The organism is Paracoccus sp. 22332, from assembly GCF_052045125.1.
In the GTDB taxonomy this organism is placed as follows: domain Bacteria; phylum Pseudomonadota; class Alphaproteobacteria; order Rhodobacterales; family Rhodobacteraceae; genus Paracoccus; species Paracoccus haematequi_A.
This window is the reverse complement of sequence record NZ_JBQEOI010000012.1, coordinates 1-16,708: the sequence shown is the minus strand read 5'-3', so window position 1 is coordinate 16,708 and position 16,708 is coordinate 1. Positions and strand designations below refer to the sequence as shown.

Below are 16,708 nucleotides of genomic sequence, written 5' to 3'. Positions count from 1 at the left end.
AACCATGAACACTATCGCCAGTTGTTCGTGGAGAGCCGATGCCCAGCCTGCTTGAAGACCCCGACGCCCTTCGCATCCTGCTGATCGCGGCAGTTGCGATCCTGGCGATCCTGACGGTGCTTGCGACGGGTTGGGCCAAGGCGCGTCGGCTGGTGGAAAGCCGCGCCGCCGATCTGGAAGCGCAGCTTGCCGCCCTGGGCGAGGAAGCGCGCGCCCTGGCCCTGCGCGCCGGCCAGCACGAGGCCCGGCTGGACGGTCAGTCCGCCCGCCTGTCGGAACTGTCCGAGGAACGCGACGGTCTGGCCGACGCGCTGCATCAGGCCCGGCAAGCCCTGTCCGCATCCCGGACCGAACTGGCCGAGGCGCGGCTGCGGGCCGAAAAGGACGCCGAATCCGCGGCCCGCGAGATCCAGACGCTGCGGGAATTGCGCGCTGATATGACGGCGCAATTCAAGCTGCTGGCCGCGGAAACTCTGCGCGCCCAACAGGGGGACATGCAGAAGGCACAGGGCGAGCAATTGTCCGCGCTGTTGAATCCGTTCCGCGAACAGGTGCATCGCTTCCAGACCGAATTGCAGGCCAGAAACAAGGTCTTGGATGAAGAAGGTGCAAGACTGCGCGAACAGATCGCCTTTCTGCACCAGCGGTCCGAGGATATCTCTCGCGAGGCGGTGAATCTGACCCGCGCCTTGAAGGGCGACAAGCAGCGGCAGGGCGCCTGGGGCGAGATGGTGCTGGAACGCCTGCTGGAGGATTCGGGCCTGATCGCAGGCACGCATTACGACACCCAGTCCAGTTGGACCGACGACGACGGCAAGCGGTGGCGCCCGGATGTGGTGGTCAGGATGCCGCGCGCCAAGGTCATGGTGATCGACAGCAAGGTGTCGTTGAACGATTACGAAGCCTCGGTCAATGCCGAGGATCCGGCCGAGGCGCAGGCCGCGCTGCGCCGCCATGTCGCGGCCTTGCGCGCTCATGTCGTGACCCTGGGCGACAAGGGCTATCACCGGATGGACGACGGTTCGGTCGATTACGTCCTGATGTTCATCCCCATCGAAGGCGCCTTCTCCGAGGCGCTGCGCGCCGATCCGACGCTGGCCAGCTTCGCGATGGAGCGGCGGGTGGGCCTGACGACGCCCACCACCCTGATGCTGACGCTGCGCACCGTCGAGCATATCTGGGCCGTCGAGCGGCGCGAGGCCAACGCGACCGAGATCGCCAAGCGCGCGGGCCAGCTTTACGACAAGGTGGCCGGCTTCGTGGATTCGATGGAGGGCGTGGGCCGCGCCCTGGATCAGGCGGGGCGGGCGCATGGTCAGGCCATGGACCGGCTGTGCCGGGGATCCGGCAACGTGATCCGCCAGGTCGAGATCCTGCGCGAACTGGGCGCGCGCACCCAGAAGCGCATCGAGACCAGTCACGACGGCGACGACGGCTTTCGCCTGGAACCGCCCGAGGCCGCCGAATGAACCGCATCTTCACGATTTCGACGCGCGGTCCTGCCTGTCATGACTTCACCCGCGACGTGGCAGGGTGGCTGGCCGACCGGGGGGCAGGGGACGGGCTGCTGACCCTGATGGTGCGCCACACCTCTTGTTCGCTGCTGATCCAGGAAAATGCCGATCCCGATGTGCAGGTCGATCTGCTGGGCTGGCTGGACCGCATCGCCCCATCCGCCGATCACCCCTCGATGTCCTGGCTGCGTCATCGCGACGAAGGCCCCGACGACATGCCCGCCCATCTGAAGGCGGCGGTCCTGCCGGTCAGCTTGCAGATCCCCGTGGCAGACGGCCGGATGATGCTGGGAACGTGGCAGGGCCTCTATCTGGTCGAACACCGCCGCGCCCCGCACCGACGAGAGATCGCGGCCCTGTTCCAGCCCGCCTGACCCCGCGGCATTCCGGTCACAGACCAGCCGAAGAACATCTTGTGGCCTGTGGATAGTGCTACCCAATTCCTGCCGATCTTTTATACTGCTGGGGATTTTCAGGGCAAAGGGGACAACTGGATGCGCTGCCCGTTTTGCGGAAACGTCGATACGCAGGTCAAGGACTCGCGCCCGGCCGAGGATAACGTCGCCATCCGCCGCCGCCGGTTCTGCCCTGCCTGCGGGGGGCGCTTCACCACCTATGAGCGGGTGCAGCTGCGCGATCTGGTGGTCGTGAAGTCCAGCGGCCGGCGCGAGGATTTCGACCGCGACAAGATGGCCCGGTCGATCCGCATCGCGATGCAGAAACGCCCGGTCGAGCCGGAGCGGATCGAACAGATGATCAGCGGCATCGTGCGGCGGCTGGAAAGCACCGGCGAGACCGACATCCAGTCCAAGATGATCGGCGAGATCGTGATGGAGGCGCTGTCGCGCATCGACAACGTCGCCTATGTGCGCTTCGCCAGCGTCTACAAGAACTTCCAGGACGCCGACGATTTCGACAAGTTCGTGTCGGAACTGCGCCCCATGCCCGGCAACGACTGACCGTGCCGCAGCCCGACGACCTGCGCCACATGGCCCATGCGCTGCGGCTGGCGCGGCGGGGGCTGGGGAATGTCTGGCCCAATCCGGCGGTCGGCTGCGTGATCCTGCGCGACGGCCGCGTGGTAGGGCGGGGCTGGACCCAGCCGGGCGGGCGTCCCCACGCCGAACGGATGGCCCTGGATCAGGCCGGTCCCCTGGCGCGGGGCGCGACGGCCTATGTCACCCTTGAACCCTGCGCCCATCATGGCCGGACCCCCCCCTGTGCCGAGGGGCTGGCGGCGGCGGGGATCGCGCGGGTCGTGTCGGCGATGACCGATCCCGATCCGCGCGTGGCCGGGCGGGGGCATCGGATCCTGCGGGACGCCGGGATGGCCGTGACCGAGGGCGTCCGTCAGGCCGAGGCGCAGGAGTTGCAGGCCGGTTTCCTGTCCCGCATCCTGGCGGGGCGGCCCTTCGTGACGCTGAAGCTGGCGACCAGCTTTGACGGCCGCATCGCCACGGCTTCCGGCGAAAGCCAATGGATCACCGGCCCGCAGGCTCGGCTGCATGTCCATCTGCTGCGCGGCCAGCATGATGCGATCATGGTGGGCGGCAATACCGCCCGCGCCGATCGGCCGTCGCTCAATGTCCGTGGGATCGCCACGCCGCGGCAGCCGCTGCGGGTGGTCATGACCTCTCGCCCGATTGCCGATCTGCCGCCCGAAGGGCCGATGCACGGACCGATGATCCAGATCGACGCCCCGCCGCAAGACGCGCTGACCCGGCTTGCGCAGCACGGCATCACCCGTCTGTTCTGCGAGGGGGGCGGCGGGCTGGCCGCGTCGCTGCTGCGCGCGGGGCTGGTCGATCAGATCATCGGCTATACCGCCGGGGTGGTGCTGGGCGGCGACGGACGGGCTGCGGTAGGGACGCTGGACCTGGCCCGGCTGGCCGATGCGCCCAGGTTCCGACTGGCCGAAACCCGGCGGCTGGGGGCCGACCTGTTCCACCGCTGGACCGCCGAAAGGAGAGACGCATGAAAATCCGCGCCGCCGTGCTGACAGCCTCGCCCGCCGCCGCGCCCTTTGCGGAAAGCCGCCCCTTGCGGATCCGGGAACTGGACCTGGATCCCCCCGGTCCCGAGGAGGTTCTGGTCAGGATCGGCGCGGCGGGTCTGTGCCATTCCGATCTGTCGGTAATCAACGGCAATCGTCCGCGCCCTGTGCCGATGGTCCTGGGGCACGAGGCGGCGGGCACCGTGGTGCAAATCGGTGCGGCGATCCGCGATCTGGCGCCGGGTGACCGCGTGGTGATGACCTTCCAGCCGACCTGCGGCGCCTGCCTGCCCTGCGCGGAAGGGCGTCCCGCCCTGTGCATTCCGGGCGCCGAGGCGAACGGCAAGGGCGTGCTGATGTCCGGGACGATGCGGCTGCATGACGGGGGCAGCGACGTGCATCACCATTGCGGCGTGTCGGCCTATGCCGATCATGCGGTGGTGTCGCGCCATTCGGTGGTGCGGGTGGATGCGGACGACATCCCCTTTGCCGAACTGGCGCTGTTCGGCTGCGCGGTGCAGACGGGCGTCGGCGCGATCCTGAACACCTGCCGCGTTTAGCCCGGTCACAGCGTCGCCATCGTCGGTCTGGGCGGCGTGGGGCTGGCCGCGCTTCTGGGCGCCGTCGCGGCGGGCGCGACCGAGATCGTGGCGGTCGATCTGTCCGCCGACAAGCTGGCCTTGGCCCGAGACCTGGGCGCGACGCGCGTCTATGATGCCGCGGAACCAGGGGTCGCCGACCGGATCCGTGCGGAAACCGGCGGCGGCGTGGATCATGCGGTGGAACTGGCGGGCGCTGCCCCCGCCTTCGAGCTTGCCTACAAGATCACCCGGCGCGGCGGGCAGACGGTGACGGCGGGGCTTGCCGCGCCTACGGCCGAATTCCGCATCCCGGCCGTGAACATCGTGGCCGATGAACGAACCGTTAAGGGCAGCTATATGGGATCCTGCGTGCCGCAGCGCGACATTCCCCGCGTCATCCGCATGTATCGCGCGGGAATTCTGCCGGTGAACCGCCTGCTGACCCGTACTCTGACGCTGGACCGGATCAACGAAGGGTTCGACCTGCTGGACCGGGGCGAGGCGATCCGCCAGGTCGTCCTATTCGACTGACGGCCCGACCCAGGGTTCCAGGCGGGTGATGCCGGTGGCAGCCGCGCGGGCCAGCCCCGGATCCAGCGACATGCCGATATATTCGCCCCGGCGCCACAGCCCCGCCAGATCGTCGTAATGGCGCGACAGCGGGTGCCCGGACTGCCCGGTCGAGATGACGAAGACCGAACTGTCGGGATCGGCCAGATCATAGACGCCGCGATAGCCCGGACCCGTCGCGGCCTCGAACGGATCGGGACCGGCGCCCAGCATCCCCGTATGGGACACGGTGAAGGCGCCGCCGGAAATCGACTGCGACAGGTTCACGATCCAGCCAAGCGCCGGGATCCGGCCCAGGCCCGGATGGACATGGCGCGCCTGATGCGCGTCGCCCCACCGCCAGCTTGTCACGTCGGGACCGAAGCGCTGCGTCAAATCCAGGATCGCGCGGTCCAAGGCCTGCCGGGCGATGGTCGTGCAATCCTCGACCGGGGCGCTTTGCACGATGTCGCACCAGGCTGCTGCGCCGTTGCGGTTGCGAAAGACCGAATCGATGAAACCGGGATGCAGGCTGCGGATGTCGTCGGCAAGGGGGCCAAGCTCGTCCCGGATCAGGCGGTCTTGCAGCGCGGCCATCCAAGCGGAATAGATCAGCGGCTCGGGCAGATGCTCGCTCATGGCGCCGTCCCATTCGGCCAGCAGGTTCAGCGCGTCCTGACGCTGCCGGTCGGGCGTGCCGGGGGCGGCGGGTTCGCCCGTGAACCACAGATCGGCCCCGACCAGGGGCAGCAGCGCGCGCGCGGCGGGGCTGACGATATCCAGCTGGGCGGCGATGAAGCTGTCGCGGGAATGAACCTCTCGGTCGTTCAGCAGATGCGACAGCCGCGCGCGGCGCAGGGCCAGGGGGCCGCGTTCCTCGGTCGCGAGCGCCAGGTTGCCGGGGGTGGGGCTGTCTTGGGTGACGGGCACCAGCCCGGACCATTCGCCTTCGGGCAGCCAGCCCGGAACCGGCATCGCGCCCCCGGTCGGATGGTTGGCCGAGCGCTGCGGCAGCGCGCCGACCGTCACCTGTCGGATGCCGTCGGTATCGGCCAGCGTGACCGCCATCGCGGGTGCGACCACCCGGCCAAGCGCAGTGGCGGCGCTGTCGGCATCGGTGGCGCGCATCAGCCCGATCAGCGCCGACATGGTGGTGTCGGTGGCCGACAGCCCGGTCCATCGCAACGCGGGCACATATCCCAGCGGAGTGACATCGGCCAGCCCCGGATCCAGCAGCGGCACCAGGGGTCCGTTGCGGGTGCTGCGCAGAACGACGGCGCGCGCCGGTTCGTCCAGGACGCGGATCACCTCGCGCCGGGTGGCGAATTCGGTCCAGCCTTCCGCGCCGCGATAGCGGTCGGCCTGGCCGGGCTGGACCTCCTCGATGGCGATGTCCGCGTCGTCGACGGCGGCCGGGGCAATGCCCCATGCCAGTTGCGGATTGCGCCCGGAAAAGATCACTGGCAGCCCCGGTATCGTTGCCCCGATCACCCCGCCCGGCGTCAGTTGCAGCCGCGCCAGGTAATACAACGACGGCGCGATCAGCGGGCCTTGGGGATCGTTGGCCAGCAGCGCGCCGCCCGCCGCCGTGCGGTCGGCCCCGGCCGCGAAAGCATTGGCACCAAGTCCCTGGTTGGGGCGCAGGAACCCGGCGGCGTCGCGGGCCGGCGGATCACCCCGCCGCGCCTCGGGCGGGGCGAGGCGCGCGCCGGGGAACAGGTCGGCATAGCGGGGCAGGGCGGCGCTGCCTTCGCCCGTCAGCACCTCGGTTCCCCGGTCGGGCCAGGTCAGCGACAGGCGGGCGCGCAGGATCTCCTCGGCCGCCGAATTGCTGGTGGCGGCGGCCAGAAGCTTCAGGATCGCCAGCGAATCGGCGGGCTGCCAATAGGCGATCTCTTGGGGCAGGACGAAGAATTCCGGCGCGCCCCGGCCCAACGCGCCTTTGTTGATCTGCGCGATCCACTGGTTAACGCCCTCGGAATAGGCGCGCAGCGCGGCCTGGGTGGCCTGATCCTGGGATTCGACCGACGCGGCGGCGTTGCGATACAGTTCCAGCCGCCGCGCCAGGTCGTCGGCGGGGAAGGCGCCCGCGCCATAGACCTCGGACAGGCGGCCCTGGGCCGCGCGGCGCAGCAGCGTCATCTGGAACAGCCGGTCCTGGGCATGGGCCAGGCCCAGGGCGAAGAACACGTCCTCGTCCGTCTGGCCGAAGATATGGGGCACGTTCTCGGTGGTGCGCACGATCTCGACCGGGGCGGAAATGCCCTGGACGCGCAGCGTGGCGTTATAGTCGGGCAGCGACCGCACGGCGAAATACCAGGCCAGGATCGCCGCCACGACCAGCAGCACGATCAGCCCGACGGTCAGCCGCAGAAGCCAGCGGAAAAGGGTCAGCATGTCGGAAGATGATCCATGGGCTGGTCCGCTGCCTGTCCTTCGGGGGCCTGCGCGCTTGACCATGGCGCGCGGGAGTGTTGGGGTGCTGCATAATTCAGGCGCGGCGCCAGTTCAACGCACGGCTGCCCGCGTCATGTGCGACAATCGAGGGACGAATGGCTAAGCTGGCATTTCTGGGACTGGGCGTCATGGGCGCGCCGATGGCGGGGCATCTGAAGGCCGCAGGGCACGATGTGACGGTGTTCAACCGCACCCGTTCCAAGGCCGGCGACTGGGTGGCCCGGCATGGCGGCGCTTGGGCGGAAACCCCGCGCCAGGCGGCCGAGGGCGCGGAATTCGTGCTGTGCTGCGTGGGCAATGACGACGACCTGCGCCAGGTCTGCCTTGGTCCCGACGGCGCCTTCGCCGGGATGCAGCCGGGCGCGATCTTTGTCGATCACACCACGGTATCCGCCGCCGTGACCCGCGAACTGGCTCAGGCGGCGCGGGATATGGGGTTGGGCTATGTGGACGCGCCGGTATCGGGCGGGCAGGCGGGGGCCGAGAACGGCCAGCTTTCCGTCATGTGCGGCGGATCCGGGGCCGATTTCGATGCGGCCGCCCCGGTGATCGACGCCTATGCCCGGATCTGCCGCCGGATGGGCGATGTCGGCGCGGGCCAGATCACCAAGATGTGCAACCAGATCGCCATCGCCGGTCTGGTCCAGGCGCTGTCGGAATCGCTGGCCTTCGCCAAGAAGTCGGGGCTGGAGGTCGAAAAGGTGGTCGAGGTGATCAGCCAGGGCGCCGCCGGAAGCTGGCAGATGGCCAACCGCCACAAGACCATGGATGCGGGCCAGTTCGACCACGGTTTCGCGGTGGACTGGATGCGCAAGGATCTGGCGATCTGCCTGGCTGCCGCGGACGAGGTGGGCGCCTCGCTGCCCGTGACCGCCCTGGTCGATCAGTTCTACAAGGACGTGCAGCGGATGGGCGGGGGCCGCTGGGACACCTCGTCCCTGATCGCGCGGCTTGGCTAGGCGCGCTTCGACTCGAACCGTTTCAGGACGGGTTCCGCCCGGTCCAGGGCGCGGCGGATATGATCGGGAAAGCTGCCGGGCCTGATCGCCAGCGTCGCCGAATGGGCGGCGCAAACGGTGCGGGCGTCGCGCCATTCCTTCGCGATCTGCAAGGCCCAGGCGCGGAAATCCCGCGCCGCGCCGGGACGGTCCTGCAAGGCCTGGCCCAGGGTCGGGTGAAAGGTCAGGCGCGGCAGCCGCAGAAGCCGCCGCAGCAGGCCGGGGATCGGCAGGACGTTCAGCGTGTCGTCGACATGCAGGCTGCCGCTGGCCGGGTGATAGGCCAGCAGCGACCCCGCATGGACGCGCTCGTTCTGGCAGATATAGTCGATCCCCTCGGGCAGGGAAAAGCGCAGGTCGGGAAACCGGCCCGCGACCTGGGCGGATTCGACCGCGTCGGGCTGCCAGGGCAGGGCAGGCCATGTCCGGCGGTGGCGATCCGACCCGAACAGCAGCGCCTGGGGGAACATCCGGTGCATCGTCTCGCAATGGATCGTGTGGAACGGATGCAGGTTCAGAATCGCCCGCACCGCCCGCCCGTCGTCGGTCAGCGCCCTGACCTGTCGGGCGACCGTATCCCGCAATCCATAGGAATCGAGGAACAGGAAATCCCCCGACGACAGCCGCACCAGCGACGACTGCGTGCCGACATTCACCACGCCGCCGATCCGCAGCGTGCCGCGGATGTTCCAGAAGCCGTTGCCGAGGTCGATCACCCGATCCGCCATCACGCCCCCGGAGGATTGCCGCTGTCGCGGGCGGCGGACAATTCCAGACCTGCGGCCTTGCAGATCTGGCGCAGGGCGGGCTTCAACCCTTCCTCAAGCGTGGGGTGATAGAAAGGCACATCCAGAAGATCGCGCGCGGTGCTGCCGTTCATGATCGCCGCGACCAGCAGATGGGCCAGATGGTCGGCGCCGGGCACCGCAAGATCCGCGCCGATCAGCCTTCCCTGCGCATCGGCGCCCAGGCGCAGCATTCCCTGGTTGCCCGCCTCGATCCGCGCGCGGCCTTGGTCCGAATAGTCGGCAAAGCCGTTCAGCGCGCAGTCCTTCGGCCCCGCGCCGATGGCCGCGACCGGCGGGTCGGTGAAGGTGATCGTGAACAGGGGCGGACGGTCGGCTGGCGTCATGTCGGGATACCGCGCGGCATTCGCCCCGGCGATGGCGCCTTCCAGCGACGCCTCGTGCAGGACCGGGGCATCGGCATCGGCGTCGCCCGCGATGAAGATCGCCCGGCTGCCGCATTGCAGGGTCTTGCGGTCGAATTCCGGCACGCCCTTGTCGTCCGTCGCCAGCCCGGCCGCTTCCAGGTCCAGACCTTCCAGCTTGGGCGCGCGCCCCGTCGCCACCAGCACGCAGTCAAAGTCCTGATGCTGCCCGTCCCAGGACAGCCTGATCCCGTCGTCCTTCGCCTGCGGTTCCGGCGCGCAGCCCAGATGCAGCGCGACATCCCGACTGTAAACATCGCGAAACACCTCGTGGATCCGATCGCAGCGGATCTTGGCCAGCCGGTCGCCCTCGTCGAACAGCGCGACCCGCACCCGCAGCCGCGCGAAGGCCTGGGCCAGTTCCGCGCCCAGGGGACCGGCGCCGATCACAGCCATGCTGGCAGGCAGATCCTGCATCTCGAAGATCGTCTCGTTGGTCATCACCCGGGGGCCGAGATCGCGGTACGCGCGGGGAATCACTGGCCGGGATCCCGTGGCGATCACCACCGCGCGCGCCGCGACCTGCCTGCCGTCGCCCAGCTCCAGCCGGTCGGGGGCCGCGAAACGCGCCCGCGAATCGATGCGGATGCCGTCGGGGATGTCCTCGAAGCCCTTGCGCGTGGCCGCCGCGAAACGGTCGCGCTCGGCGCGCAGTCGCTGCATCACGCGGCTTCCATCCACCTGGGCCGCCGGAATGTCGATCCCCATCAGCCGCGCCTTGTCCAGATCGGCATGGGACCGGGCCGCAGCGATCAGCAGCTTCGACGGCATGCAGCCGGTCGTCGCGCACAACGTGCCGCCGAAACCGTCGTCGATCAACAGCGTGCGCGCGCCCGCCCGACGCGCGGCGCGTTCCGCCGCAAGCCCGGCCGTGCCCGCGCCGATGATCGCCACGTCGCAGGTCAGATCGGCACTGGTGTCGGTCATCGTCGTCTCTCGCTGGTGTCCGCAACAGAACCACGGACCGGGGCAGGGGTTCCGTCGCGGCTAGATCGCCTGCCGCGCCGCTGTCATTCCCGCCAGCCAGGCCTGGGCGGGATCGGCGCGTTCCGCGACCACGCCCTGCGCCGCCAAGGCGGCGTCATAACAGTCGGCAAGCCACCCGTCGCCCATGACCACCAGATTCTGGCCCAGCCACCAGGGCCGGGCGGCGGCCAGTTCGGCGCCGATCAGCAGTCCTGCGATCCGGGCCTTGGCGGTGGCCGGGCCGATCCGGCGCAAAGCAAGGTCGGCGCGGACCGACGACAGTTCGGCTGCCAGGGCCGCCGGGCGCGACATGGCCTGGGCAACGGCATCGACAAAGCCCGCATCGGCGGTCACGTCGTCCCGAGGGGTCAGGGCCGACAGGATCTCGGCCGTCAGGAAAGTGCGGAAGCTGACAACCTCGGACGCGCTGATCTGCACCCAGGCCGAGGGGCGGCCCGGCAGGCACAGCACGCCGTCGAAATCCGGCCGGGCGGCCAGCAGGCCCCCGATCCGGGGCACGGGGCCGACGATCAGATCAGCGGGGTGGTCTTGGACCAGGCCGGGCAGGGGGTGCAGGCGGATCTGCGGATCCAGGTCGCGGGCCGGTGCGGGCTGAACCGGACGGCAGGGAACGCGGATCGGATCGACCCCCGGCCAGCCCGAGGCGATCACCGTCAGAACCCGGCCCGGCGCCAGCATCGGCAGCAGCAGGCCACGCAGCGCGGCGGCCGGATCCTCGGTGCAGGGCGCGGCAAGGGTCTGGCCGTCGTGCCACAGCCGCAATTCTCCATCCGCCCATTCGACCGCCGCCCAATCCATCCGCGCCTCCATTCCGACGACGCGCAAAATGATGGTCCCGCCGCATCCTGTCCAGAGACGGCGCTTGAACCGCCGCGGGCATGGGCGTAACGACCCGTCATGCGGATACTTTTTCTTGGCGATGTGATGGGGCGGGCCGGGCGGCGCGCGATCGTAGAGCGGCTGGCCCCGCTGCGGGCGCGGCTTAAGGCCGACCTTGTGGTGGTGAATGCCGAAAACGCCAGCGGCGGGCGGGGCTGCACGGCGGGCCATGCGCAACTGCTGCTGGAATCGGGCGCGGATTGCCTGACGTTGGGCGACCACGCCTTCGACCAGAAGGACATGCTGGCCTTCATCGACCGCGAACCCCGTATCGTCCGTCCCCTGAATTTCGCGAAAGAGGCCCCCGGCCGGGGCAGCGCCATTATCAGCGATGCGCGCGGGCGCAAGCTGCTGGTCACGCAGGCCCTGGGGCAGGTGTTCATGTCGCGGCCCTATGACGACCCGTTCTCGGCCCTGGACGCTGTGCTGCGCGCCCATCCGCCGGGCGGCATGGTGCAGGCGTCGCTGGTCGACATCCATGCCGAGGCAACCAGCGAGAAGATGGCCACGGGCCATTTCTGCGACGGCCGCGCCAGCGCGGTGCTGGGCACCCATACCCATGTGCCGACCGCCGACGCCCAGATCCTGCCGCGCGGCACCGCGTTCCAGTCGGATGCCGGGATGTGCGGCGACTATGACAGCGTGATCGGCATGGACAAGACCGAACCGCTGCGCCGCTTCATCACCGGCATGACCCGCGACCGCTTCACCCCGGCGGAAGGCGAGGCGACGCTGTGCGGCGCCCTGATCGTCACCGACGACCGCACCGGCCGCGCCTCCGCCATCGACGCCGTGCGCGACGGCGGACGGCTGGCCCAGTCGCCCGCCGCATAGAAGCCCCCGTCCTGTAGAAGATCGTCGCTTGTGCTTGCGGTGGCAGGGAAAACAATTCTATCTCGCCCTTGGCGCCGCCGCTGACAGGCGCCCGGCGACAGGGGCCTCATGCTTGGATTTGACCTGACCGGAACGAACGCCTCGATCGCCATGCTGGTCATCGTGACGATCACCTTTGTCCAGTTCATCCGCGAAAAGCAGCCGCCCGAGGTCGTGGCCATCGGTTCCGCCGCCTCGATGCTGGTCCTGGGCCTGCTGCCCGCCGACGACGCGGCGGGCGTGCTGTCGAATTCCGCCCCCTGGACCATCGCCTTCATGTTCCTGATCATGGGCGGGCTGCTGCGCACCGGCGCGTTGGAGATGATGTCGCGCATCGTCACGGCGCGCGCGGCAACCAACCCCGCATTGACGGTCTGTGCGCTGTTCGGCTTCGTGATCGTGGCATCCGCCGTGATGAACAACACGCCCGTGGTGGCGGTGATGATCCCGATCTGCATCCAGCTTGCCCGGCGGCTGAACGTCTCTCCGTCCAAGCTGCTGATGCCGCTTAGCTATTTTACGATCATGGGGGGCATGATCACGCTGATCGGCACATCGACCAACCTGCTGGTCGACGGGGTGGCGCGCGAACAGGGGATGGAGCCGTTCACGATCTTCGAAATCGCCCCGGTCGGCATCGCCATCACCCTGGCGGGCATTGCCTATTTCGCGCTGCTGGGGCGCAAGCTGCTGCCCGACCGGACCTCTCTGGCGGGGTTTCTGGGCGCGCGGCGGGAGATGAAATATTTCACCGAACTGGCGATCCCGCAGGATTCGTCCCTGGTCGGCCAGAAGGCGGTCGAGGTGGCGCTGTTCAAGCGCGACGCGGTGCGGCTGATCGACGTGCTGCGCGGCGACGCATCGCTGCGCCGCGACCTGTCCAGCGTCGTGCTGGAACCCGGCGACCGCGTGGTGCTGCGGTCGGAAATGGTGGATCTGCTGGAGCTTCTGGGGAACAAGAACCTGCAAGCGGCGGACAAGCTCAGTTCGGTCGCGACGGATACGGTCGAGGTTCTGATTTCGCCCGGCGCGCATCTGATCGGACGGCGGCTTGGCGACATGCGCCTGCGCCGCCGCTATGGCATCTATGTCCTGGCGGCGCATCGGCGCGACCAGAACCTGGGACGCCAGCTTGACGACCTGGTCGTGCGCGTGGGCGATACGCTGCTGCTAGAGGGCGCGCCCGAGGATATCGCCCGGCTGGCCGCCGACATGGGGCTGGTCGACGTGTCCCGCCCCGCCGCCCGCGCCTATCGGCGGGAACGCGCGCCCATCGCCATCCTGTGCCTGCTGTCGGTGGTGACGCTGGCCGCCCTGGACGTGGCGCCGATCATGGTGCTGTCCTTCCTGGCGGCGGCGGTGATCCTGCTGACCCGCTGCATCGACGCCGAGGAAGCCTTCGGCTTCATCGACGCGCGGCTGATGGCGATGATCTTCGCCATGCTCGCGGTGGGCGAGGCGCTGGAACATACCGGCACGGTCGCGCTGATCGTGGATTTCGTCACCCCCTGGCTGCGCGACCTGCCGCCCTTCGCCACCCTGATCGCGATCTATTTCCTGGGTCTGGTGATGACCGAGATCCTGTCGAACAACGCGGTCGCCGTGCTGCTGACACCCATCGCCATCGCGCTGGCGCAGTCGCTGGGCCATGATCCGCGCGCCTATGTCGTGGCGGTGATGTTCTCGGCCACGGTGGCCTTTGCCACGCCCATCGGATACCAGACGCATATGATGGTCTACGGCCCCGGCGGCTATCGCTTCAGCGATTTCGTCCGTGTCGGCGTGCCGCTGGACATCATCTGCGGCATCGTCGCCTGCCTGGTGATCCCGCTGTTTTGGCCGCTTTGAGGCCGGATTAACCGGGCCTGCCCGTCCCGCAATGCTGCCATGCAGCATTGGGCGTTGTGCAATGCCGATGCGACGGCAATATGGACGGGCGGGGAGGAAGCATTTTGTGTTGCACGAAAGGGTTTCCACATGGCCAACACGACCATCGACACGCCGCGGGGCCTTTCCTGGGCCGTCCTGACCACTCCGCTTGCCGCCATCGGCCGATTCCTTGTGCTGATCGCCGAATCCAGTTCCCGCTACCGCGCGCTTGAGCGTCTGCGCCTGGTGAGCGACGCCCAGCTTGCCGCGCGCGGTCTGACCCGCGACGGCGAAATCCGCCGCATCATGGGTGTGTCGGCCATTCTCTAAGATGCGCCGCCGGATCCTTTGCGCAGCGCCCGCCCCCAGGGGGATCGGGCGCTTTCGCATTTACCGCGTGATGTCTTGCGAGGGATGGGCGGGCTGGACTAAAAGCGCGCCTATCCGGAATTTCTGAACTGCGAAGGACGACCGATCATGGCAGGCCATTCCAAATGGGCCAATATCCAGCATCGCAAGGGGCGTCAGGACGCCGCGCGATCCAAGCTGTTTTCCAAGCTGGCCAAGGAAATCACCGTTGCCGCCAAGATGGGCGATCCCGATCCCGACAAGAACCCCCGCCTGCGCCTGGCAGTGAAAGAGGCCAAGTCGAATTCCTGCCCCAAGGACGTGATCGACCGCGCCATCAAGAAGGCCAGCGGCGGCGACGCCGAGAACTATGAGGAGATCCGCTACGAGGGCTATGGCCCGAACGGCATCGCCCTGGTGGTCGAGGCAATGACCGACAACCGCAACCGCACCGCCTCGAACGTGCGCAGCTATTTCACCAAGGCGGGCGGCGACCTGGGCCAGACGGGTTCGGTCAGCTTCATGTTCGACCGGGTGGGAGAGATCATGTATCCCCTGTCGGCGGGCGATTCCGACGCGGTGATGGAGGCCGCCATCGAGGCGGGGGCCGACGACGTGGAAACCGACGAGGAAGGCCACTGGATCTATTGCGCCGACACCGCCCTGAACGAGGTGTCGACCGCGCTGGAGACAACCTTGGGCGAATCCCAGACCGCGAAGCTGATCTGGAAGCCCCAGTCCCCGACCGAGATCACCGATCTGGAAACGGCGCAGAAGCTGATGAAGCTGATCGACGCCTTGGAAGACGACGACGACGTGCAGAACGTCACCGGCAATTTCGACCTGACCGAGGCGGTCGCCGCGCAATTATAGGGGGGCGACTGGACGCGCTAGCCCAAATGCGACAATGGTTGCCGGGAGAGTTTCTCGCGTCTGTGGCCGCGGCCGAGCAGGTTGGCCTTGAACACCTCGGCAGGGGTGCGGAAGCCCAGGCACTTGCGCGGCGTGGCATTCAGGCCCGCGCAGAGTTGACGGAGTTCCTCCTGAGGAAGCGTGTTCGGATCAGTGTCGCGACAGAGCCAGCGTCTGAGCCGTTTGTTGGCGTTCTCCACGGCACATTTCTGCCAGGGTGACTGCGCCTCACAAAACCATGTCTGCGTGCCCACCTCGGCTTGCAGACGGGGCCAGTCGATGAATTCCGATCCGCGGTCGAAGGTGATGGACCGGCAGGCATGTCGGGGCAGGGGCGTCAGGGCTTGAGCGATCTGCGCCATGATCGGCTTGGTGCGCTTCTCGGCGTTCTTCAGCGCGACCAGGAAGCGGCTGGTGCGCTCGATCATCGTGGTGACATTGGCAGGGCCGTACTTCTGCCGGAACAGCACCAGATCGTTCGACAGGCTTTCGCCGCGCCATCAGGCGCGACGGTCCTGTCTCACCCCAGTGACCGAACTGCTTGCGATGCGCGATGACGTCCGGGCGGAACAAAATGCTGAGTTCCGGTGCGAATTTCGGCGGCGGTCGTTTGCGCGGCCGGTAACCCCGGCGACGTCGGCGCCCGGAGGGCAGGTGGCGCCACAACTCAGCCCGGCGACCCTCCTCGGAATAGATGTGGCAATAGATGGTCTCCTGGCAGACCCGGCGCGGGGCACCTTCATAGCGCATCCGGCCGGCGATCTGCTCGGGGGTCCAGCCAGAGCGGAGACAACGCTCGACCTGGTCACGCAGCCCGGGATCCCGCACCAGCTTGCGCTGCCGGGTCCGTCTTCCATCCGAATAGCTTTGCGCCACAACGCACCAGTAGCCGCTGAGCTTTGGAATCTCGCTGTCGTGGAAATGATTGCGGCGCAGCTCGCGGAAGATCGTCGAGCGGTGCCGGCCAAGCCTGCGCGCCATCTCGTCAGGGCTCAGCCTCATCTGCCGCCAGCGTTCAATCTTGCGGCGTTCCGAAAGGGAAAGGTGGGAAAACCGAACCTTCATTCCTATGATCCTTTCATGGCTCAACCCATTGTTGAGCACAGAAAGTCGCATTTCAGGATAGCGCGTGCCCTCCTGCAGGCTCCATTCTGAATGCACCAGTCCTGCGGGGCAGGGTTTGTCATGGTGCCTCCAGTCTTATCAGTTCATCTCGAAACGCTTCGATGGGTGTCCGGTAGCCCAGGCACTTCCGGGGCGTGGCGTTCAGGCGCTGACACATCATTCTCATCGAACGAGGCGTCAGCTGCAACACAGCGGTGTCTCGGGGCAGGTAGCGACGGAGCCGCCTGTTCATGTTCTCGACCGAGCCTTTTTGCCAAGGCGCCTGCGGATCGCAGAACCACGCCTTCGTGCCCATGCCACTCTCCAGCTCGCGCCAGGCCACGAACTCCAGGCCGCGGTCAAAGGTGATCGAGCGCCGCGCCTCGGCGGGCAGGGGTGACATCTCATGAATCAGACGGTTCATGAGGGGCCGA

General features: G+C 68.0%; 16 protein-coding genes and 1 pseudogene. 11 read left to right on the top strand and 6 right to left on the bottom strand.

The features are described from left to right. The first annotated feature begins 38 nt into the window (after positions 1 to 38). The 6 genes from rmuC (at position 39) to ACTJI6_RS13505 (ending at position 4,619) form a co-directional block, all read left to right on the top strand. Positions 39 to 1,469 (top strand): DNA recombination protein RmuC, encoded by a 1,431-nt coding sequence (gene rmuC, locus ACTJI6_RS13530; RefSeq protein WP_440801391.1) that lies wholly within the window; start codon positions 39 to 41, stop codon positions 1,467 to 1,469. Further along, entirely contained in the window at positions 1,466 to 1,888 is a 423-nt protein-coding gene (locus ACTJI6_RS13525) for a secondary thiamine-phosphate synthase enzyme YjbQ (RefSeq protein ID WP_440801389.1), read from the top strand. The genes rmuC and ACTJI6_RS13525 overlap by 4 nt, the downstream gene beginning before the upstream one ends. 120 nt (positions 1,889 to 2,008) lie before the next feature. Continuing rightward, positions 2,009 to 2,473: a transcriptional regulator NrdR gene (gene nrdR / locus ACTJI6_RS13520; RefSeq protein WP_126155129.1), complete on the top strand. Its 465-nt coding sequence runs from the start codon at positions 2,009 to 2,011 to the stop codon at positions 2,471 to 2,473. 29 nt (positions 2,474 to 2,502) lie between these two features. Next, complete coding sequence (gene ribD, locus ACTJI6_RS13515) at positions 2,503 to 3,492, top strand: bifunctional diaminohydroxyphosphoribosylaminopyrimidine deaminase/5-amino-6-(5-phosphoribosylamino)uracil reductase RibD (RefSeq protein WP_440801487.1); 990 nt, start codon at positions 2,503 to 2,505, stop codon at positions 3,490 to 3,492. Beyond that, positions 3,489 to 4,067: an alcohol dehydrogenase catalytic domain-containing protein gene (locus ACTJI6_RS13510; protein WP_440801388.1), complete on the top strand. Its 579-nt coding sequence runs from the start codon at positions 3,489 to 3,491 to the stop codon at positions 4,065 to 4,067. Before ribD ends, ACTJI6_RS13510 begins: the two co-directional genes overlap by 4 nt. 36 nt (positions 4,068 to 4,103) lie before the next feature. After that, positions 4,104 to 4,619, top strand: a complete 516-nt coding sequence (locus tag ACTJI6_RS13505; protein ID WP_440801385.1) for a zinc-binding dehydrogenase — start codon at positions 4,104 to 4,106, stop codon at positions 4,617 to 4,619. On the opposite strand, the gene ACTJI6_RS13500 is transcribed toward ACTJI6_RS13505, so the two are convergent. Next, positions 4,608 to 7,034: a penicillin acylase family protein gene (locus ACTJI6_RS13500; protein ID WP_440801384.1), complete on the bottom strand. Its 2,427-nt coding sequence runs from the start codon at positions 7,032 to 7,034 to the stop codon at positions 4,608 to 4,610. The genes ACTJI6_RS13505 and ACTJI6_RS13500 overlap by 12 nt on opposite strands. A gap of 155 nt (positions 7,035 to 7,189) precedes the next feature. Between ACTJI6_RS13500 and ACTJI6_RS13495 the strand changes: the two genes are divergently transcribed. Further along, a complete protein-coding gene (locus ACTJI6_RS13495) occupies positions 7,190 to 8,053 on the top strand; it encodes an NAD(P)-dependent oxidoreductase (protein WP_440801381.1) in 864 nt (287 codons plus the stop codon). Here the strand turns inward: ACTJI6_RS13495 and ACTJI6_RS13490 are convergent. From ACTJI6_RS13490 to ACTJI6_RS13480, 3 genes are read right to left on the bottom strand one after another with little or no spacing between them, the layout of a single operon-like run. Beyond that, positions 8,050 to 8,820 (bottom strand): hypothetical protein, encoded by a 771-nt coding sequence (locus tag ACTJI6_RS13490; protein ID WP_440801378.1) that lies wholly within the window; start codon positions 8,818 to 8,820, stop codon positions 8,050 to 8,052. The genes ACTJI6_RS13495 and ACTJI6_RS13490 overlap by 4 nt on opposite strands. Further along, positions 8,820 to 10,229, bottom strand: coding sequence for a dihydrolipoyl dehydrogenase (locus ACTJI6_RS13485; RefSeq protein WP_440801376.1), 1,410 nt, complete (start codon positions 10,227 to 10,229; stop codon positions 8,820 to 8,822). The genes ACTJI6_RS13490 and ACTJI6_RS13485 overlap by 1 nt, the downstream gene beginning before the upstream one ends. A gap of 60 nt (positions 10,230 to 10,289) precedes the next feature. Beyond that, positions 10,290 to 11,087 carry a 2-dehydro-3-deoxygalactonokinase gene (locus ACTJI6_RS13480; protein WP_440801373.1) on the bottom strand — a complete coding sequence of 266 codons (798 nt, stop codon included), beginning with the start codon at positions 11,085 to 11,087 and terminating at the stop codon, positions 10,290 to 10,292. Between the two features lie 99 nt (positions 11,088 to 11,186). Between ACTJI6_RS13480 and ACTJI6_RS13475 the strand changes: the two genes are divergently transcribed. The 4 genes from ACTJI6_RS13475 to ACTJI6_RS13460 all read left to right on the top strand — a co-directional run bounded on the left by ACTJI6_RS13475 (position 11,187) and on the right by ACTJI6_RS13460 (position 15,131). Beyond that, complete coding sequence (locus tag ACTJI6_RS13475) at positions 11,187 to 12,002, top strand: TIGR00282 family metallophosphoesterase (RefSeq protein ID WP_440801372.1); 816 nt, start codon at positions 11,187 to 11,189, stop codon at positions 12,000 to 12,002. Between the two features lie 108 nt (positions 12,003 to 12,110). Further along, positions 12,111 to 13,889, top strand: coding sequence for an SLC13 family permease (locus tag ACTJI6_RS13470; protein ID WP_440801369.1), 1,779 nt, complete (start codon positions 12,111 to 12,113; stop codon positions 13,887 to 13,889). Positions 13,890 to 14,018: 129 nt separating this feature from the next. Next, positions 14,019 to 14,240: a hypothetical protein gene (locus ACTJI6_RS13465; RefSeq protein WP_440801367.1), complete on the top strand. Its 222-nt coding sequence runs from the start codon at positions 14,019 to 14,021 to the stop codon at positions 14,238 to 14,240. A 147-nt stretch (positions 14,241 to 14,387) separates the two neighbouring features. After that, positions 14,388 to 15,131, top strand: a complete 744-nt coding sequence (locus ACTJI6_RS13460; RefSeq protein WP_440801366.1) for a YebC/PmpR family DNA-binding transcriptional regulator — start codon at positions 14,388 to 14,390, stop codon at positions 15,129 to 15,131. Between the two features lie 17 nt (positions 15,132 to 15,148). On the opposite strand, the pseudogene ACTJI6_RS13455 reads toward ACTJI6_RS13460, so the two are convergent. Next, positions 15,149 to 16,235: pseudogene (locus ACTJI6_RS13455) on the bottom strand (IS30 family transposase). Between the two features lie 118 nt (positions 16,236 to 16,353). Further along, a partial coding sequence (locus ACTJI6_RS13450; protein ID WP_440801365.1) for an IS30 family transposase occupies positions 16,354 to 16,708 on the bottom strand: 355 nt, incomplete at its 5' end.